Here is a 17,639-nt window from a genome sequence, read left to right as displayed (position 1 = left end):
GCCCGCGCGATGCCCGGCGGCGGTCGACGCGTCAGCTCCCGGAAAGGGCGGACGATGCGACGGTGGCTCGCGGCGCTGGCGCTGGCCGGCACGCTGACGGTCCTGCTGTCCGGCTGCGTACGACCGGGCGGCTCCGACGGCGACCTCACCGACGACTGGCCGGCCCTGCGGGCGCCGCAGCTGTTCGTGCCGGCCACCGACGCCTGCCTGCCCCGGATCACCGCCGTCGTGCAGGCCCGCACCTACGAGGCGGTGGACTGCTCCCGCAACCACCTGGCCGAGACCGTGCACGTGGGCAGGTTCGCCGGGCCGACCGCCGACGGCGACCGACCCGAACCGGGATCCGCGACCCTGCGGCCCGCCCGCGCCGAGTGCGACCAGCGCGCCCGCGAGGTGCTCGGCGGCGACTGGCACGCCGCCCGCATCGCCCTCACCGTCGCGCTGCCCTCCGCCCCCGCGTGGCGCGCGGGCGCCCGCTGGTTCCGCTGCGACCTGAGCGAGACCGGCAGCATCGACAACACCCGGCCGGTGAACCGCACGGGCAGCCTGCGGGGCGCGATGATCGGCGACTCCCCGCTGCTGCACCGCTGCTTCGACCCCAAGCTGATCGGCGACAACCTGAACTACATGGCCCCGGTGCTGTGCACCGAGCCGCACCGCGCCGAGTTCGTCGGCGTCTACCTGGAGCGGGACATGACCTGGGCCGAGTTCGGCCGGTCCCACCAGCAGGCGCACACGCGCTGCATGGCGCTCATCGCCGCCTTCGCCGAGGTGCCCGTCAACAGCGACCTGCCGTACCGGGCGGGCTCGATCTTCTATCCCCCGTCGCAGCGGGAGTGGCAGGAGGGCGACCGGGGCGTGCGGTGTTTCCTGTGGAGCGACGACCGGAAGCTGACCCGCTCCATGCGGGGCGCCGGCCCGCAAGGGTTGCCCGCGAGCTGAGCGGGGGTGCCGTATGCTGCCGCACCGTGGCGTGTCCGGCCGCCTCCGCGCCGGCGGGACCGTCGCGCTGGCCGCCGCCAGGGTGCGGCCCACGAACGGCGGGAGGTCGGGATGCGACGGTGGTGGACGGCGGCCACGGTGGGCGCGGTGGCGGCCCTGGCGCTCGCCGGTTGCGGCACCCCGGCCGGCACCGACCGTGACCTGACCGACGACTGGCCGGCGCCCGCCGCGCCGCAGGCGTTCGTGCCCGCCGCCGGGGTCTGCCACGCCGGTGTGCAGGACGTCGGCTACCTCACCGCCTACCACCCCGTCGACTGCGCCGTGTCGCACCGCACGGAGACCGTGCACGTCGGCACGCTGACCGGGGCGGGAGCCGACCGGGTCACGCCCCCGCCGGCCGGCTCGGCCGGCATGCGCGCCGCCCGCGCCGAGTGCGACGCGAAGGTCAACCGGGTGGTCGGCGGCGACTGGCGCTCGGGTCGGCTCGGGCTGAGCGTGGTGCTGCCGTCGCCGCAGGCGTGGGGCGGCGGCGCCCGCTGGTTCCGCTGCGACCTGAGCGAGCAGACCAGCCTCGACGAGGCCGGCGCGAAGGCCCGCACGGGCAGCCTGAAGGGCGCGCTGACCGGCGCCGCCCCGCTCGCCCACCGCTGCTTCAACCCGAGGACGCGGGCCGACGAGGTGCGGGAGATGGTGCCGGTCGCCTGCACCAGCAAGCACCGCGCCGAGTTCGTCGGGGTGTGGCAGGCCCCCGACACCAGCTACGACGACTTCGGCCGGGACACCCGGAAGGTGCACCGGGCGTGCCGGACGCTGATCGCGAAGTACGCGAGGGTGCCGGACAACGGCGACCTGCAGTACCGGGCCGGCTCGATCTACTACCACCCGTTCGAGCGGGAGTGGCGCAACGGCAACCGGGGCGTGCAGTGCTTCCTGTGGGTCAGCGACCGCAACCTCACCCGGTCGGTGAAGGGCGCCGGCACGAAGGGCCTGCCGGTCACCTGAGCGGGGCGGTCAGCGTGGCCGACCGCCCCGACCCTGTGGTGTGTCAGCTGGCCTGGAGCGTCACGTCGTCGACGACGAAGCTGGTCTGCAACGAGGCGTCCTCCGTGCCGGTGAACTTCAGCGTCACCGTCTGGCCCGCGAACCCGGCCACGTTGAACGACCGCTGCGTGTAGCCCGCCGCCGCGTTCAGGTTCGAGTACGTCGCCAGCGTCGTCGAGCCCGCCTGCACCACCAACCGGTCGTACGCGGTGCTCGTCGTCGTCTCCGCCGTGTCGACGTGCAGCCAGAACGACAGCGTGTAGCTCGCACAGCCCGCCGGGATCGTCACCGACTGCGACAGCGTCTCGGTCCGCGTCGAGCCGTAGCCCAGCAGCCACGCCTTGTACGAGCCCGTCCGCGCCGGCTGGCGGGTGTCGTTGGTGATCACGCCGGACGACGCCGTCCACGGCGACGAGCCGCTCTCGAACCCGCCGTTGCCGATGAGCTGCCCACCGGAGCACCCGCCGCTGCCGCCGACGGTCAGCGTGTAGCTGGCCGAGCGCGTGGCGCCGGAGCCCGCGCCGGTGACCGTGACGGTGTAGGTGCCCAGCGCGGCCGAGGCCGACGCGCTGAGGGTCAGGGTCGCGGAGCCGCCGGAGGTGACCGACGACGGGCTGAACGAGGCGGTGACGCCCGCCGGCAGGCCGGTCGCCGACAGGCCCACCGTCTGGGCCGTGCCGGCGGTGGTGGCCGTGGAGACCGTCGCCGTGGTCGACGCGCCCCGCTGCACCGAGCCCGACGTCGGGCTCACCGCGACGGAGAAGTCGTTGGTCGCCGAGCCCACGGCGAGCTGCCAGATGGCGTAGGCGATCCCGTCGGCGCTGCGGTTGAGCACCGTGGCGCTGACGTTCGAGGTGGTGTCGCAGGACCGGTGGTAGCACGGGTCGTACGCCGAGCCGGACGTGCCGCCCCACTTGGTGGCCTGCGCCGAGGTCTTCCGGGCGCTGGCGCCCGCGGCGTACCCGGAGGTCTGGATGCCGGCCTGCGCGAACGGGTAGTCGTCGGAGCGTCCCTGGCCCTCGACGTTCTCCTCGGGCTGGATGTTCAGCGAGTCCCAGTACGCCTTCAGCGGGGCGGCCGTGGCGGAGGTGATCCGGTTGATGAAGTAGCCGCCGTTGGTGGAGCCGATCATGTCGAAGTTGTAGTAGCCCTTGATGTAGCCCCGCTGGGTGGCGCTCAGCGAGCGGACGTAGAAGTCCGAGCCGTTGAGGCCCTGCTCCTCGTCGGTCCACCAGGCGAACCGGACCCGCTTGGTCATCGTCGGGTTCTGCCGGGCCAGCACCAGCGCGTTCTCCAGCAGCGCGGACGAGCCGGTGGCGTTGTCGTTGATGCCCGGGCCGGCGGAGACGCCGTCCAGGTGCGAGCCGAACATGACGACCTGGTCGGCGGGTCCGCCCGGCCACTCGGCGATCAGGTTGTTCGACCGGTACGTGCAGTCGGTGCAGACCTGCTCGGTGACCGTGTAACCGGCGGCCTGGAGCTTCGTCTTGACGTACGCGACGGAGGCCGTGTAGCCGGCGGACCCGGCCCGCCGGTTGCCGCCGTTCTGGGTGGCGATGGTCTGGAACTGCGTGAGGTGGGCCTGGACGTTGGCCACCGCGATGTCCGGCGCCGCCAGTGCCTGCGCGGCGGGCGCGAGCACGCCTGCGGACGGGGCCGCCGCCGCCGGCGCGACGGTCAGCGTCGCCACGCCGCCGGCGGCGACGGCGAGCGCGAGGCCAGCGGTCAGGATGCTTCGTTTCATGGACGCTCCTCGATAGGTGACGACATGATGCCACCTCGGAGCGCAGTTTGGGGAGACAGTGGAGGGACGGCGATCCCGGCCGCCGGCGCGACGTCCGCACGACGGCCCCGGGCGTCGCCGGCCCGCCCCGACCGGGGCGGACCGGTTTGTCCCGTGCGCCCCGCTCAGGTGCGGCGGAGCATCGCGAGGAACATCGCGTCGGTGCCGTGCCGGTGCGGCCACAGCTGCACCGTCGGCCCGTCGCCGAGGCCGGGCATGCCCGCCGGCAGCAGCGGCCGGGCGTCGACGAAGTCGACCGGCACCCCGGAGCGGCGGGCCGCCTCGGTCACCGTCACGTGCGTCTCCACGGTGTGCGGGGAGCACGTCACGTAGGCGACCAGCCCGCCCGGCCGGACGGCGCGCAGCGCCGCGGCCAGCAGCTCACGCTGCAACCGGGTCAGCGGCGGCAGATCCGAGGGCTGACGCCGCCAGCGCGACTCCGGGCGACGGCGCAGCGACCCCAGCCCCGTGCAGGGCGCGTCGACGAGCACCCGGTCGAAGTGCGCCTCCGGCAGCTTCGGGTCCGCGCCGACGGTGCGGCCGTCAATGTTCAGCACGCTCACGGGCAGGCCCCGGGTGGCCTGCTCGACCAGCCGGGCCCGGTGCTCCGAGACCTCGACCGCGGTCAGCCGCGCGTCCCGCTGGGCGGCGAGGGCGCCGAGCAGGCCGGACTTGCCACCCGGTCCGGCGCACAGGTCCAGCCAGCGCCCGTCCGGGCCGTCGAGCGGGGCCACCGCCAGGGCGTTGGCCACCAGCTGGGAACCCTCGTCCTGCACGTGGGCGCGCCCCTGCGCGAGCGCCGGCAGGTCGCCGGGCGCCCCACCGGAGAGATAGACCGCGTACGGGGAGAAGGCCCCCGGCGCCCCGCCGGCCTCGTCGGCCAGGTCCGCCGGATCGGCCAGCCCCGGCCGGGCGCACAGGTGCACCGGCGGGCGCTCGTTGTCCTCGATGAGCAGCCGGGTGGTCTCGCCGAGGTCGCCGCCGAGCGCCTCGGCGAAGGCCCGCACGATCCACTGCGGATGGCTGTACGCCAGGGCCAGGTGCCCGATCGGGTCGCTCTCCGCCGACGGGGCCAGCTTGGCCACCCAGGCGTCGGCGTCACGGCCGGCCACCTCGCGCAGCACCGCGTTGGCGAAGCCCGTCGCGCCGACACCCACCGACTTGACCAGGTCGACGGTCGAGGAGACGGCGGCGTGCGCCGGCACCCGCGTGTGCAGGAGCTGGTACGCCCCGAGCCGCAGCGCGTCGCGCACCGGCGGGTCGATGCGCTGCACGTCCCGCCCGGCGGCGTCGCCGAGGATCGCGTCGAGGGTGCCGAGGTGGCGCAGCGTGCCGTAGGTCAGCTCGGTGGCGAAGGCGGCGTCCCGGCCGACCAGCCCCGCGTCGCGCAGGAGTGACGGGAGCACCAGGTTGGCGTACGCGTCGTCCCGGTGCACCGCCGCGACCGCCTCGTAGGCCACCTGGCGGGGCAGGTCCACCGTCGGGCGGGCCGGGGGACGCCGGCCACCGTCGCGGCGGTCACCGCCGGCCCGGGCACCCCACTGGCCGCCCCGCGCCGGCCGCTCGCCGCGCTGGCCGCCCGGGGGACGCTGCTCGCGCCCGCCGAACCGCTCACCGCCGAACCGTTGACCCTCGGAGCGCTCACCGCCGGAGCGCTCACCGTGCCGTTCGCCGGAGAAGCGGTCGCCCGAGGGCCGTTCCGAAGTGCCCGTCACGCGACTTCCTCCCCTGCGGCGACCCGGACGCCCCGCGCCCAGTCGGTCGCCGGCATCGCCCGCTTGCCCGCCGCCCGGACCTCGCCGAGCCGCACCGGGGTGGTGGCCGTGCCGGCCAGCACCCGGGACTTCTCCACCAACAGCTCGCCCGGCTTCAACTCCGGACCGTCGGGCACCGGGGTGACCGGACCCAGCTTGACGCGCTCGCCCCGGAACGTCGTCCACGGGCCGGGCGCCGGAGTGCAGGCCCGGATCCGCCGGTCCACCGCGAAGGCGGGATCGGACCAGCGCACCCGGGCGTCCTCCACGGTCAGCTTCGGCGCCAGCGACACCCCGTCGGCGGGCTGCGGCTCGGCCCGTGCCGTGCCGTCGTCGATCGCGTCGAGGACGGCCACCAGCAGGCCGGCGCCGGAGTGGGCCAACCGCTCCAACAGGTCGCCGGACGTGTCGGCCGGACGGATCTCGTCGGTCAGCGTGCCGTAGACCGGACCGGTGTCCAGCCCCTCTTCGAGCTGGAACACGCTCGCCCCCGTCAACTCGTCGCCGTGCAGCACGGCGTGCTGCACGGGCGCAGCCCCGCGCCAGGCGGGCAGCAGCGAGAAGTGCAGGTTGATCCAGCCGTGGCGGGGGATCTCCAGGGCGGCCGGCGGCACCAGCGCGCCGTAGGCGACCACGGGGACGCAGTCGGGGGCCAGCTCGCGCAGCCGGTCCTGGAACTCCGGCTCACGCGGCCGGGCGGGGGTGAGCACCTCGATCCCGTGCTCGTCGGCCCACGCCCCGACCGGGGAGCGGGCCAGCCCGCGACCGCGTCCGGCGGGGGCGTCCGGCCGGGTGACCACGGCGACGAGCTCGTGCCGGGAGGCGGCCACGGCGGCCAGGGCGGCCAGGGCGACGGCCGGCGTGCCGGCGAAGATCACGCGCACCGGCTCACCGCCCCAGGCCGAAGGGGCTGCCCGAGGCGTGCGGGTTGAGCTTGACCGTCGGCGGGGTGGCCGCGTCGTACCACTCCGCCTGGCGGATCGCCTTCATCGCCTCCTTGCGCCCGGCCGGGTCCAGCCGGTCCACGAAGAGCACCCCGTCGAGGTGGTCGGTCTCGTGCTGCACGCAGCGGGCCATCAGACCGGTGCCGACGATCTGCATCGGGTCGCCGTAGCCGTTGAAGCCCTTGGCGATCACGTTCTGCCGGCGCTTGGTGTCGAAGTAGAGGCCGGGGATGGACAGGCAGCCCTCGGGGCCGTCCTGCTCCTCGGCGTCGGGAAACTCCAGCACCGGGTTGACCAGGTGGCCGACCACGTCGTCGACGTCGAAGGTGAACACCCGCAGGCCCACACCGAGCTGCGGCGCGGCGAGGCCGGCGCCGTTCTGCTCACGCATCGTGTCGGTCAGGTCGGCGACGAGCTTGCGCAGCTCGACGTCGAAGTCGACCACCGGATCGGCCGGCGTGCGCAGCACCGGATCCCCGAACAGACGGATGGGCTGGACGGTCACTCGGCATGGCTCCTTCGGCGGGCGGACTGGTGCCGTACCAGTCTACGGAGTGCCGTCGGCCGCCCCGGCCGGCGTACCGCGAAGCGCCGCGGCCCGTCACGTGTCGATGGTCACCGGGAGGCGCCCACGGCCGCGCAGGAAGCGGCTCAGACGCCGGTGCCCGGCTCCCCGGCCAGGACCGCGTCGCCGCCGAGCAGGGCGTGCTCGGGCAACGGCAGCTCGATGGAGTGGGCGGCCTCCCAGTCGTGGATCAGGCCGGGCCGGGCCTGGGCGGCGAAGTAGTCCACCGCGCTCATCCCGCCGACCACCGGCTCGTCCACCTCGGCGACGAGCTGGGCCGGCACCAGGCGGAAGCCGTTCTGGAGGGCGGCGCTGAGGCGGCGGTGCCCGTCGACGACGAAGAAGTACTCGCCGGTGTAGCCGATCCGCAGGGGCTCCAGCGCCTCGTCGCCGGCGGCGGCCACCTCGCCGACGAACTCCGAGTCCCACAGGTCGCGCAGGTGGGTGATGTCCTCGGTCGGGTAGACGCGGGCCGGGTCGAGCAGCAGCAGCGGCGGCGCGTCGCGCAGCACGTCCGCGCCCAGCCGGCCCTCGTACGCGTCGATGATGTGCTCGATGACCTCGGAGGCCGAGGCGCGGGTGGTGTCGCAGATCAGGTCGTAGTTGCGCAGCCGGGCCTTGTCCACCCCGTAGCGGACGATGAACCGGCCCCGCTCGCTCTCGCTGCGCTCCAGCAGCTTGGCCTTGGCCTCCTCCATCGAGGCGTAGCTCTCGGCCGGGCCGGAGGGGCGGGCGAGCACCCGTCGGGCCGCCTCGCCCGGCTCGGTGATCATGTGCACCTTGAGCGCGTCCGTGAAGAAGTGCCAGGCCAGCCGGGAGTCCATGACGAGCCGCTCGCCCGAGGCCGCGATGTCCCGCTGGAGCTGGTCGACGTAGCCGTCGACGGCCTGGTCCAGCTCCGCGTGCAGGTTGAGCTGGAGCGCGGTCATCTTCCGCTCCTGCGCCATCTGGCGGTAGAGGTCACCGACGCTGACCCGGCGCAGGCCGAGCCGCTCGGCGATCACCACGGAGACGGTGCTCTTGCCGCTGCCGAGGTCACCATTGAAGACGATCGACTGACGAACGGTCACGACTGGTCCACCCCTGATCACCGGCTGTTTGGAATCATCGACACCGCGCCGAACCGACGCGCTCCCGCCATCGTCGCGCGATCCTGCGACGACCCCGGCTCGGCGCGAGTGGCGCCGCGCCGCGACCTGGAGCCGTCGTACGCCCGGGCATGACGGGCGATGCTATCACCCGCGTGTCGACACACCGCCGGACACGGCGTGCGACGACGGGCCAGGTCGGGCGGTGGGGGCGGCGCCGGATCGGCCGGGCCGTCGGTCAGAAGAGGGCCAGCGGGTCGACCTGGAGGCGGACCGGCTCGGCGGCCTTGCGGGCGGTGCGCACCCCCGCCGCCGAGTGCAGCGCGCCGGCCAGCGCGCCGGCCCGGGCCCGGGGGACCCGGACCAGCATCCGCTCGCGCTCCCCGTCGGCCGGCACCGGCCCGAGCAGCTCGGCCTCCGCCGGCAGCCGGGCCTCGGCCAGCAGGTCGGCCACGGCGGCCGGCAGGCCGGTCACGCTGGCCATCCGCACCGCCGGCGGGAAGCCAAGCTCCCGCCGTTCGGCCAGCTCCCGGGCGGCGAACCAGCCGGCGTCCCAGCGCAGCAGCGCCTGTACGGGGGCGAGGGCCCCGTCGGCGACCACCACCACCCGGCCCCCGGCGGCGGCGGGACGGGCCAGCGCGGCGGCCGCCAGCCAGCGGCGCAGCGCCTCCTCCCCCGCCCGCAGGTCGGCCCGCGTGAGCAGGGCCCACGAGTCGAGCAGCAGCACCGCCCCGAAGCCGCCGTCGGCGACCGGCTCGGCGCCGGGGGTGGCGATGACCAGGCCGGCGCCGCCCGGGACCGTGGCCAGCACCTCCTCCCGCCCGGAGGTCCGCACCGGCACGCCGGGGAAGGCCCGGCCCAGTTCCTCGGCGGTGCGCCGGGCGCCGGTGACGGAGGCGCGCAGCCGCCGCCCGCCGCACTCCGGGCAGGCGTACGCGGCGGCGACCCGCCCGCACCAGCGGCAGGCCGGGGTGCCCTCGGCGGAGGGCAGCGCGAGCGGGCCGGCGCAGTGCGGGCACCGGGCCGGGGTGCGGCACTCGGCACAGGCCACCGACGGCAGGTAGCCACGGCGGGGCACCTGGACCAGCACCGGCAGGTCCGCCCGGAGCGACTCCCGGGCGGTCGTCCAGGCCAGGCTGGGCAGCCGGGCGGTGGCCGCCCCTGGGTCCCGGGCCAGCTGCGGGTCGTCGCCGGTCGGCGCGATCGCCGGCATCCGGGCCCGGAGGGTGGCCCGGTCGGCCACCACCTCGCGGGCCCATCCGGTCTCCACCAGCAGCTGCGCCTCGGCGGTGCGGGTGTAGCCGCCCACCAGCGCCGCGGCGTCGCCGAGCTGGGCGCGGGTGAGCAGCACCTCCCGGGCGTGCGGATAGGGGGCCCGGGGCTCGGCGTGCAGGTCGTCGCCGTCGTCCCAGATCGCCACCAGCCCGAGCCGGGCGACCGGGGCGAACATCGCGGCCCTGGTGCCGACCACCACCGCCACGTCGCCGCGCCGGGCGGCGAGGAACGCCCGGTAGCGCCGGGCGGGACCGAGCGCGGCGGAGAGGCAGACGTGCCGCCCCGGACCCAGGGCGTCGTGCAGCGCGGCGTCGAGACGGTCCAGGTCGCGGTTGTCGGCGACGACCACCACCGCGCCCCGACCGCCGGCCACGGTGGCGGCGACGGCCTCGGCGTACCGGGCGGGCCAGTCCTCCCCGGGCAGCGCCGACCAGACGGCCCGGGCGGCCCGGCCTTCGGCGAGCGCCCGGAGCAGGGCCGGCCCGGCCGGGTAGTCCCGCCACGCGTCGGGACCCACGTCGGGGACGGCGGGACCCACGTCGGGGACGCCGGAGTCCACGCCAGCGACGGCGGAGTCCACGTCGGCGACGGCGGAGTCCACGTCGGCGACGGCGGGACCCACGCCGGCGACGGCAGGCTCCACGTCGGGGACGTCGGGGGCGGCGGCGCGGGCGCGGACGTCCTTCTCCACCCGGGCGTGCCGGGGCGGGACGGCGAGGCGGAGCACGTCGGCGAGGTTGCCGGCGTAGCGGTCCGCGACCGCCCGGGCCAGCCGGGCGACCTCCGGCGCGAGCACCGGCTCGGGCGAGACGACCTTCTCCAGGTACGCCAGCCGACCGGTGTGCCCCGAGTCGTCGGCCCGCTCCAGCAGCCAGCCGTCGACGAGCTGCCCCGCGAAGCGGACCTTCACGCGTACGCCGGGGACGGCGTCGGCGTCCAGCTCGGCCGGGACGAGGTAGTCGAACGGGCGGTCCAGGTGGGCCAGGGGGACGTCGACGCAGACACGAGCGACCGGCGACCCGTCCGCGGGTCGCCGGTCGCTGCGCCTGGTGCCGGTCAGGCTCCCGCGGCCGACTTGAGGTCGGCGGCCCGGTCGGTGCTCTCCCAGGTCAGGTCCGGCAGCTCCCGGCCGAAGTGGCCGTAGGCGGCGGTCTGCTGGTAGATCGGGCGGAGCAGGTTCAGGTCCCGGATGATGGCGGCCGGGCGCAGGTCGAAGACCTCGGAGACGGCCTTCTCGATCGAGGCGACCGGCACGGTCTCGGTGCCGAACGTCTCGACGAAGAGGCTGACCGGGTGGGCCTTGCCGATCGCGTACGCGACCTGGACCTCGCACCGCTCGGCCAGGCCGGCGGCGACCACGTTCTTGGCCACCCAGCGCGTCGCGTACGCCGCCGAGCGGTCCACCTTCGACGGGTCCTTGCCGGAGAACGCGCCGCCGCCGTGCCGGGCGTAGCCGCCGTAGGTGTCGACGATGATCTTGCGGCCGGTGAGGCCGGCGTCGCCCATCGGCCCGCCGATCTCGAACCGGCCGGTCGGGTTGACCAGCAGCCGGTAGCCCTCGGTGTCGAGCCCGAGGCTCTCCAACTCCGGGGCGATGACGTGCTCGCGCACGTCGGGGGTGAGCAGCGAGTCCAGCGAGATGTCCGCCGCGTGCTGGCTGGAGACGACGACCGTGTTGAGCCGGACGGGGCGCAGCCCCTCGTACTCGATCGTGACCTGGGTCTTGCCGTCGGGGCGCAGGTACGGGATCGTGCCGTCCTTGCGGACCTGGGAGAGCCGCCGGGCCAGCCGGTGCGCCAGGGCGATCGGCAGCGGCATCAACTCCGGCGTCTCGGAGCAGGCGAAGCCGAACATCATGCCCTGGTCGCCGGCACCCTGGGCGTCCAGCGCGCTCTCCGACGCCCCGGTACGCAGCTCGAAGGCGTTGTCGACGCCCTGCGCGATGTCCTCGGACTGGGCGCCGATGGAGACGCTGACGCCGCACGAGGCGCCGTCGAAGCCCTTCTTCGACGAGTCGTAGCCGATGTCGAGGATGGTCCGGCGGACGATGGTCGGGATGTCGGCGTACGCCTTGGTGGTCACCTCGCCCGCGATGTGCACCTGACCAGTGGTGATCAGGGTCTCCACGGCGACGCGGCTGCGGGGGTCCTCGGCGAGCAGGGCGTCGAGGATGCCGTCGCTGATCTGGTCGGCGATCTTGTCCGGGTGGCCTTCCGTGACCGATTCGGAAGTGAAGAGGCGGCGTGTCACGGCACTCCTAAATTGTGGAAGTCGTTCCGCGGCAGTGTAGTCATCCGCGTCAGAGCCTGGCCTCTTCGGTCGTGCCCGTTTCCAGCCGTCAGGAACGGCCGGGCAACCGGGCCACCACGAGATCCCAGACGCCGTCGGCGAGGTCCTCCTTGGACCGCTCGGGCATCCGGCTGACCGAACCGTCCGCGCCGATGACCGTCGCCGCGTTGGTCTCGGCGCCGAAGACCTTGTCGGAACCGACCTCGTTGATCACGACGAGGTCCGCCCGCTTTCGGGCGAGCTTGGCCCGGCCGTTGGCCTCGGCGTCGCCCGTCTCCGCGGCGAACACCACCAGCACCTGCTCCGGTCGACGGCGCCGGCCCAGCTCGGCCGCGATGTCCGGGTTGGTGACGAGCTCGATGGTGGGCGCGCTGCCGTCGTCCGACTTCTTGATTTTGCCAGGCGCGTAGGTCGCGGGACGGAAATCGGCCGGAGCCGCCGCCATCACCACCGCGTCGGCGTCTGCCGCCGCCGCGAGCGTGGCGTCGCGCAGCTCGCCTGTGGTGCCGACGCGGACCAGGTCGACGCCGGCGGGGTCGGGCAGCGAGACGTTGGCCGAGATCAGGGTGACCCGGGCGCCCCGGGCCACCGCGCAGCGGGCGAAGGCGTAGCCCTGCTTGCCCGAGGAGCGGTTGCCCAGGAAGCGGACCGGGTCGAGGGGCTCGCGGGTGCCGCCGGCGGTCACCACCACGTGCCGGCCGGCGAGGTCGGCGGGAGCCCCGACGCCCCGCGCGAGGGCCCGGCGGGCGACCGCGAAGATCTCCGCCGGGTCGGGCAGCCGGCCCTTGCCGGTGTCGGCGCCGGTGAGCCGGCCGACGGCGGGCTCGACGACGCGCACGCCCCGGGAGCGCAGCGTCGCGACGTTGGCGACGGTGGCCGGGTGCTCCCACATCTCGGTGTGCATGGCCGGGGCCAGCACGACCGGGCAGCGGGCGGTCAGCAGCGTGTTGGTGAGCAGGTCGTCGGCGAGGCCGTGGGCGGCCTTGGCCAGCAGGTCGGCGGTGGCCGGCGCGACCACCACCAGGTCGGCCTGCTGACCGAGCCGGACGTGCGGCACCTCGTGCACGTCCGACCAGACGTCGTCGGCGACGGGCTGGCCGGAGAGCGCCGCCCAGGTCGGGGCCCCGACGAAGCGCAACGCCGACGCGGTCGGCACGACCCGGACCTGGTGGCCCGACTCGGTGAAGAGCCGCAGCAGCTCGCACGCCTTGTAGGCGGCGATGCCGCCGCCGACCCCGAGGACGATCCGAGGGGACATCGGCGCGGGGCGGATTACGGCTGGTCGGTCGGCTCGGCGGTGAGCAGGCCCGCGTTGATCTCGCGCATGGCGATGGAGAGGGGCTTCTCCTGCGGCGTGGTCTCGACCAGCGGGCCGACGTATTCCAGCAGACCCTCACCGAGCTGGCTGTAGTAGGCGTTGACCTGGCGCGCGCGCTTGGCGGCGAAGATCACCAGCGCGTACTTCGAGGTCGTCTTCTCGAGGAGCTCGTCGATCGGCGGGTTGGTGATGCCTTCGGGGTTTGCGATGGATCCCACGAATTAACCTCTGCGTCTATCGCACCGCGCTTGGCGGTGCTGGCGGTCAACCGCGCATGTGCGGTGGCGCCGGAGCCAGGAAAGAAGAACCGGACAAGCCTACCAGCTCGTCGACGACCCGCCCGGTGAGGTCGTGCGCGAGGGTGTGTTCGAAGGCGGCCGGGGTGGCCTGCGGGGGGAGGTTCCCCGGCGGGTGCAGCAGCACCAGCCGGGCGTCGGGCAGCACCGCCCGGACCAGCAGCGCGCCGGCCAGGTCGAGGCCGATCAGCACCGGCTGCCCGGCGGCGAGCCGGGCGCGCAACGGTTCGAGGGGGGTGCCGCGCCGGTACGGCCCGGCCCGGCTCCACTCCAGCAGCTCCCCGGCGGCGACCATCCGGTCGAACTCGGCGAGGGTCAGGAAGAGCCGGTCGACGCCGTCCAGCTCGCCCTCCCGGCGGGAACGCGTGGTGGCCGGCACCGGAACCCACACGGACGGAGAACGCGCCCGGACGCGCTCGACGACACTCTCCGTGCCGGAGCCCGAAGGCCCCGCCAGGACAGTGAGCCGAGCCGCCGGGCGCGCCTCGTCATCCGTGCTCACTGCTTGTTTCTACACGCAGCCAGCCTCAGTTGGCGGCGAACTCTCCAAGCAGTGCCTTGCGCTGCTGCTCGCCGAGGCCACGCAGGCGACGGCTGTCGGCGATCTTGAGCTTCTCCATGATCTGGGTGGCCCGGATCTTGCCGATACCCGGCATCGCCTGCAGCACGGCGGAGACCTTGAGCTTGCCGACGACATCGTCGGACTCGGCACGCTCGAGGACGGCTCCGAGGGTGGTCTTGCCCTGCTTGAGCTGCTCCTTCAGCTCAGCACGGGCCTTGCGGATCTCCGCGGCCTTCTCCAGCGCGGCAGCGCGCTGTTCGGGGGTCAGTGACGGGAGCGGCACCAGTTCTCCTCAGGTCCCTATCGCGACGGGCGGGACGCACCGCCGCATCTGTGAAACGTGGTGTCGCTGTGAACCAAGGGGTCCGTGGTTCCCAGCGCGGGGAAAACTAGCGGTCGACGGCGCATTCGGCAACGTGGACGCGCGATGATCTTCACAAAGGTGACCGAGCCGTCAGTCAGTCACCAGCGGCGAGGGCCGCCCGGCAGCCGGTCAGGGCGCGGTCGGCGGCGGCCCGCAGCGCGTCCGGATCCGGGCCCGCGCCCAGCACCTCGCGGGAGTACGAGGGCAGCACCGCGGGCAGGGCGGAGCCGAAGACGACGCGCAGATCGGCCGCCGTGGCGCCCTGCGCGCCGAGGCCCGGAGCGAGCAGCGGACCGTTCACGGCGGACAGGTCGTGACCGGTGTCGCCGATGGTCGCGCCGACCACCAGCCCGATGCTGCCGAGCGGCTGCGCACCCGCGTTGAGCTGGGAAATCTCGTCGATGACGGCCTGCGCGACGGTGCGTCCGTCGGCGGTGCGCGCGCGCTGCACGGCGGCGCCCTCGGGGTTGGAGGTGAGCGCCAGCACGAAGACCCCGCCGCCGTGCTCGGCGGCCAGTTCGAACATCGGCGCGAGCGCGCCGACACCGAGGTACGGGCTCGCCGTCACCGCGTCCACATGGATCGGGCTGGATGGATCGAGGTACGCCGAGGCGTACGCGGCGACGGTCGAGCCGATGTCGCCGCGCTTGACGTCCAGCAGAACGAGCGAGCCGGCATCGCGTAACTGTCGGATAGTTGACTCAAGAATCGCGACACCTTTCGAGCCGAACCGCTCGAAAAAGGCCGACTGGGGCTTGATCACCGCGACCCGGTCACCGAGGGCGTCCGTGACCGTCCGGGCGAACCGGTCAAGCCCCCGGATGTCGTCGTCGAGCCCCCAGCGGGCCAGCAGCCCCGGGTGCGGGTCGATGCCGACGCAGAGCGGACCCCGCTCGGTGACGGCCCGGTGCAGGCGGGCGCCGAAGCTCTCCATCCGGTTCTCTCCCTCTCCTCGGCACCCGGGGCGTCCGCCGCCGGGGCACGCTCCATGTCGCGGGCAACGCGCGCGCCCGCGTACTCCCGCCGGACCGTGACCGGCGGCTCAGCCGGCCCGCACCGCGGCGGCGACCCCGGCGGCGATCCGGGCCAGGTCGGCGTCGTCGGTGACGTACGGCGGCATGGTGTAGACCAGGTCGCGGAACGGCCGCAGCCAGACCCCCTCGGCGACCGCCGCGGCGGTGGCGGCGGGCAGGTCCACCTCGTGGTCCAGCTGGACCACGCCGATCGCGCCGAGCACCCGCACGTCGGCCACCCCCGGGGCGCCGCGCAACGGCTCCAGGCCGGCCCGCAGGCCCGCCTGCACCCTCGCCACCCGCCCCGCCCAGTCGCCGGCCCGCAGCAGGCCGAGGGAGGCGTTGGCGACCGCACAGGCCAGCGGGTTGCCCATGAACGTCGGGCCGTGCGCCAGCACCCCGCCGGCGGAGATGCCCCGGGCGACCTCCGCCGTGCAGAGCGTGGCGGCCAGCGTCAGGTACCCGCCGGTGAGCGCCTTGCCCACGCACATCACGTCGGGCACCACCCCGGCGTGCTCGGCGGCGAACATCGTGCCCGTGCGGCCGAAGCCGGTGGCGATCTCGTCGAAGATCAGCAGCACGCCGTGCGCCCGGGTCACCTCGCGCAGCACCCGCAGGTAGTGCGGGTGGTGGAAGCGCATCCCGCCGGCGCCCTGGACCACCGGCTCGACGACGACCGCGGCCAGCTCGTGGGCGTGCCGCTCGACCGCCTCCACCAGGGCCGCCTCGTAGGCCGGCTCGGGCGGGGTGTCGAAGCCGCCGGGCGGCACGGGGGCGAAGACCTGCCGGGGCAGCACGTCGCCCCAGAGGTGGTGCATGCCGCCCTCGGGGTCGCAGACGCTCATCGGGTGGAACGTGTCGCCGTGGTAGCCGCCCCGCCAGGTGCCCAGCCGGCGGCGCTCCGGCCGGCCGGCGGCCCGCTGGTACTGCAGGCACATCTTGATCGCGACCTCGACGCCGACCGAGCCGGAGTCGGCCAGGAAGACGTGCTCCAGCCCGTCCGGGGCCAGCTCGACCAGGGTGGCCGCCAGGCGGACCGCGGGCTCGTGGGTGAGCCCGCCGAACATCACGTGGCTCATCCGGCCGAGCTGGTCGGTCACGGCCGCGTCGAGCACCGGGTGCCGGTAGCCGTGGATCGCCGCCCACCACGAGGACATCCCGTCGACCAGTTCCCGGCCGTCGGCCAGCCGCAGCCGTACGCCCGCCGCGCCCTCCACCACGTAGGGCGCGCTCGCCGGCGGCAGGGCCGCGTACGGGTGCCACACGTGCGCCCGGTCGGCGGCCAGGATCTCCTCGGGGGTCACCCGCCCGTCCCCGTGGCGCGGGCGGCGGCGCGGACCAGGGCCGGGCCGCGATAGATGAAGCCGGTGTAGAGCTGCACCAGGGCGGCGCCGGCGTCGAACATCCGGGCCGCCGCGTCCGGGTCCACGATGCCCCCGACGCCGATCACCGGCAGCCGCCCGCCGGCCTCCCGGTGCACGAAGGCGACCACCTCGCGGGCGCGGTCGGCGAGCGGGCGCCCCGACAGGCCGCCGGTCTCCGCGCCGCGCGCCCGGTCCGCCGGGGCGAGGCCGTCGCGGGCCAGCGTGGTGTTCGTGGCGATCACCCCGGCCGCGCCCCGGGCCAGACAGACCTCCAGCAGCTCGGCGATCGCCGGCTCGGTGAGGTCCGGGGCGATCTTCACCAGCACCGGCTTCTCCCCCACCAGCGCCGCCAGGATGGCGTCCAGGTGCGCCCGGTCCTGCAGCGAGCGCAGCCCCGGGGTGTTCGGCGAGGAGACGTTGACCGCGAAGTAGTCGCCGTGCCCGCGCAGCGCCCGGTAGGACGCCTGGTAGTCCGCCACCGCCTCGTCCAGCGGGGTCACCTTGGACTTGCCGAGCGAGATGCCCAGCGGCACGCCGATCGGGCGCGGCAGCGCAGCGAGCCGGGCCGCGAGGGCCTCGGCGCCGGCGTTGTTGAAGCCCATCCGGTTGACCACGGCCTCGCTGCCGGGCAGCCGGAACAGCCGGGGCCGGGGATTACCCGGCTGTGGGTGCGCGGTGACCGTGCCGACCTCGACGAAGCCGAAGCCCAGCGCCGGCCAGGCCGGCAGGGCCGCGCCGTCCTTGTCCATCCCGGCGGCCAACCCCACCGGGTTGGGGAACTCGACGCCGAACACCCGCCGCGGCGCCCGCACGGCGTACCGGGCCCGCAACACCCCCAGCGCCGCCGGCCGGCGGGACAACCCCGCCAGCCGCCGCAACGTCCACTCGTGCGCCGCCTCGGCGTCCCCGCCGCCGATCCGGAACAACCCCGGCCGGACCACCCGCTCGAACATCACGACCGACCACCCCCGTCGATCATGAAGTTGTCGCCGCGACACGCCGTGCCGGCCGACAACAACTTCATGATCAACGCGTACGGGT

16 protein-coding genes are annotated in these 17,639 nt (G+C 74.8%); 2 read left to right on the top strand and 14 right to left on the bottom strand.

The window, feature by feature from the left end; genetic code table 11:
• Positions 1–54 precede the first annotated feature (54 nt).
• Positions 55–942: a septum formation family protein gene (locus ABZ573_RS23285; RefSeq protein ID WP_151454089.1), complete on the top strand. Its 888-nt coding sequence runs from the start codon at positions 55–57 to the stop codon at positions 940–942.
• A 111-nt stretch (positions 943–1,053) separates the two neighbouring features.
• Complete coding sequence (locus ABZ573_RS23280; RefSeq protein ID WP_327027764.1) at positions 1,054–1,944, top strand: septum formation family protein; 891 nt, start codon at positions 1,054–1,056, stop codon at positions 1,942–1,944.
• 43 nt (positions 1,945–1,987) lie between these two features.
• On the opposite strand, the gene ABZ573_RS23275 is transcribed toward ABZ573_RS23280, so the two are convergent.
• From ABZ573_RS23275 to ABZ573_RS23210, 14 genes are all read right to left on the bottom strand, one after another.
• Positions 1,988–3,727, bottom strand: coding sequence for a M28 family peptidase (locus ABZ573_RS23275; protein WP_358120855.1), 1,740 nt, complete (start codon positions 3,725–3,727; stop codon positions 1,988–1,990).
• A gap of 164 nt (positions 3,728–3,891) precedes the next feature.
• A complete protein-coding gene (locus ABZ573_RS23270; RefSeq protein ID WP_358120852.1) occupies positions 3,892–5,481 on the bottom strand; it encodes a transcription antitermination factor NusB in 1,590 nt (529 codons plus the stop codon).
• On the bottom strand, positions 5,478–6,404 hold the full coding sequence (gene fmt / locus ABZ573_RS23265; protein WP_358120849.1) for a methionyl-tRNA formyltransferase: 927 nt from the start codon (positions 6,402–6,404) through the stop codon (positions 5,478–5,480). The genes ABZ573_RS23270 and fmt overlap by 4 nt, the downstream gene beginning before the upstream one ends.
• Positions 6,405–6,408: 4 nt before the next feature.
• Complete coding sequence (gene def, locus ABZ573_RS23260) at positions 6,409–6,969, bottom strand: peptide deformylase (protein ID WP_151454094.1); 561 nt, start codon at positions 6,967–6,969, stop codon at positions 6,409–6,411.
• Between the two features lie 146 nt (positions 6,970–7,115).
• The gene (locus tag ABZ573_RS23255; RefSeq protein WP_358120846.1) at positions 7,116–8,099 is read right to left on the bottom strand and encodes an AAA family ATPase; all 984 of its coding nucleotides are present in this window, start codon (positions 8,097–8,099) and stop codon (positions 7,116–7,118) included.
• Between the two features lie 256 nt (positions 8,100–8,355).
• Positions 8,356–10,377 (bottom strand): primosomal protein N', encoded by a 2,022-nt coding sequence (locus ABZ573_RS23250; RefSeq protein WP_358120924.1) that lies wholly within the window; start codon positions 10,375–10,377, stop codon positions 8,356–8,358.
• Between the two features lie 71 nt (positions 10,378–10,448).
• Positions 10,449–11,642, bottom strand: a complete 1,194-nt coding sequence (gene metK, locus ABZ573_RS23245) for a methionine adenosyltransferase (protein WP_091632919.1) — start codon at positions 11,640–11,642, stop codon at positions 10,449–10,451.
• A gap of 88 nt (positions 11,643–11,730) precedes the next feature.
• A complete protein-coding gene (gene coaBC, locus ABZ573_RS23240; protein ID WP_311414453.1) occupies positions 11,731–12,939 on the bottom strand; it encodes a bifunctional phosphopantothenoylcysteine decarboxylase/phosphopantothenate--cysteine ligase CoaBC in 1,209 nt (402 codons plus the stop codon).
• Between the two features lie 14 nt (positions 12,940–12,953).
• The gene (rpoZ, locus tag ABZ573_RS23235; RefSeq protein ID WP_007075826.1) at positions 12,954–13,217 is read right to left on the bottom strand and encodes a DNA-directed RNA polymerase subunit omega; all 264 of its coding nucleotides are present in this window, start codon (positions 13,215–13,217) and stop codon (positions 12,954–12,956) included.
• A 46-nt stretch (positions 13,218–13,263) separates the two neighbouring features.
• Positions 13,264–13,797 carry a guanylate kinase gene (locus ABZ573_RS23230; RefSeq protein WP_151457093.1) on the bottom strand — a complete coding sequence of 178 codons (534 nt, stop codon included), beginning with the start codon at positions 13,795–13,797 and terminating at the stop codon, positions 13,264–13,266.
• 25 nt (positions 13,798–13,822) lie between these two features.
• Positions 13,823–14,140 (bottom strand): integration host factor, actinobacterial type, encoded by a 318-nt coding sequence (mihF, locus tag ABZ573_RS23225; RefSeq protein ID WP_007458370.1) that lies wholly within the window; start codon positions 14,138–14,140, stop codon positions 13,823–13,825.
• A 175-nt stretch (positions 14,141–14,315) separates the two neighbouring features.
• The gene (pyrF, locus tag ABZ573_RS23220) at positions 14,316–15,155 is read right to left on the bottom strand and encodes an orotidine-5'-phosphate decarboxylase (RefSeq protein ID WP_151457094.1); all 840 of its coding nucleotides are present in this window, start codon (positions 15,153–15,155) and stop codon (positions 14,316–14,318) included.
• A 108-nt stretch (positions 15,156–15,263) separates the two neighbouring features.
• Complete coding sequence (locus ABZ573_RS23215; protein WP_358120840.1) at positions 15,264–16,538, bottom strand: adenosylmethionine--8-amino-7-oxononanoate transaminase; 1,275 nt, start codon at positions 16,536–16,538, stop codon at positions 15,264–15,266.
• Complete coding sequence (locus ABZ573_RS23210) at positions 16,535–17,554, bottom strand: quinone-dependent dihydroorotate dehydrogenase (RefSeq protein WP_151457096.1); 1,020 nt, start codon at positions 17,552–17,554, stop codon at positions 16,535–16,537. Before ABZ573_RS23210 ends, ABZ573_RS23215 begins: the two co-directional genes overlap by 4 nt.
• Positions 17,555–17,639: the final 85 nt, after the last annotated feature.

The organism is Micromonospora sp. NPDC007220, assembly GCF_040634035.1.
Lineage (GTDB): Bacteria > Actinomycetota > Actinomycetes > Mycobacteriales > Micromonosporaceae > Micromonospora > Micromonospora reichwaldensis.
Note: the sequence above shows the minus strand (reverse complement) of the source record. Positions and strands in the feature narration are given on the sequence as shown.

Bases quoted from the DNA above. Each gene is read 5' to 3' on its own strand.
- ABZ573_RS23285 (WP_151454089.1), top strand. From the start codon at position 55: ATGCGACGGTGGCTCGCGGCGCTGGCGCTGGCCGGCACGCTGACGGTC.
- coaBC (WP_311414453.1), bottom strand. From the start codon at position 12,939: ATGTCCCCTCGGATCGTCCTCGGGGTCGGCGGCGGCATCGCCGCCTAC.
- ABZ573_RS23275 (WP_358120855.1), bottom strand. From the start codon at position 3,727: ATGAAACGAAGCATCCTGACCGCTGGCCTCGCGCTCGCCGTCGCCGCC.
- pyrF (WP_151457094.1), bottom strand. From the start codon at position 15,155: ATGGAGAGCTTCGGCGCCCGCCTGCACCGGGCCGTCACCGAGCGGGGT.
- ABZ573_RS23280 (WP_327027764.1), top strand. From the start codon at position 1,054: ATGCGACGGTGGTGGACGGCGGCCACGGTGGGCGCGGTGGCGGCCCTG.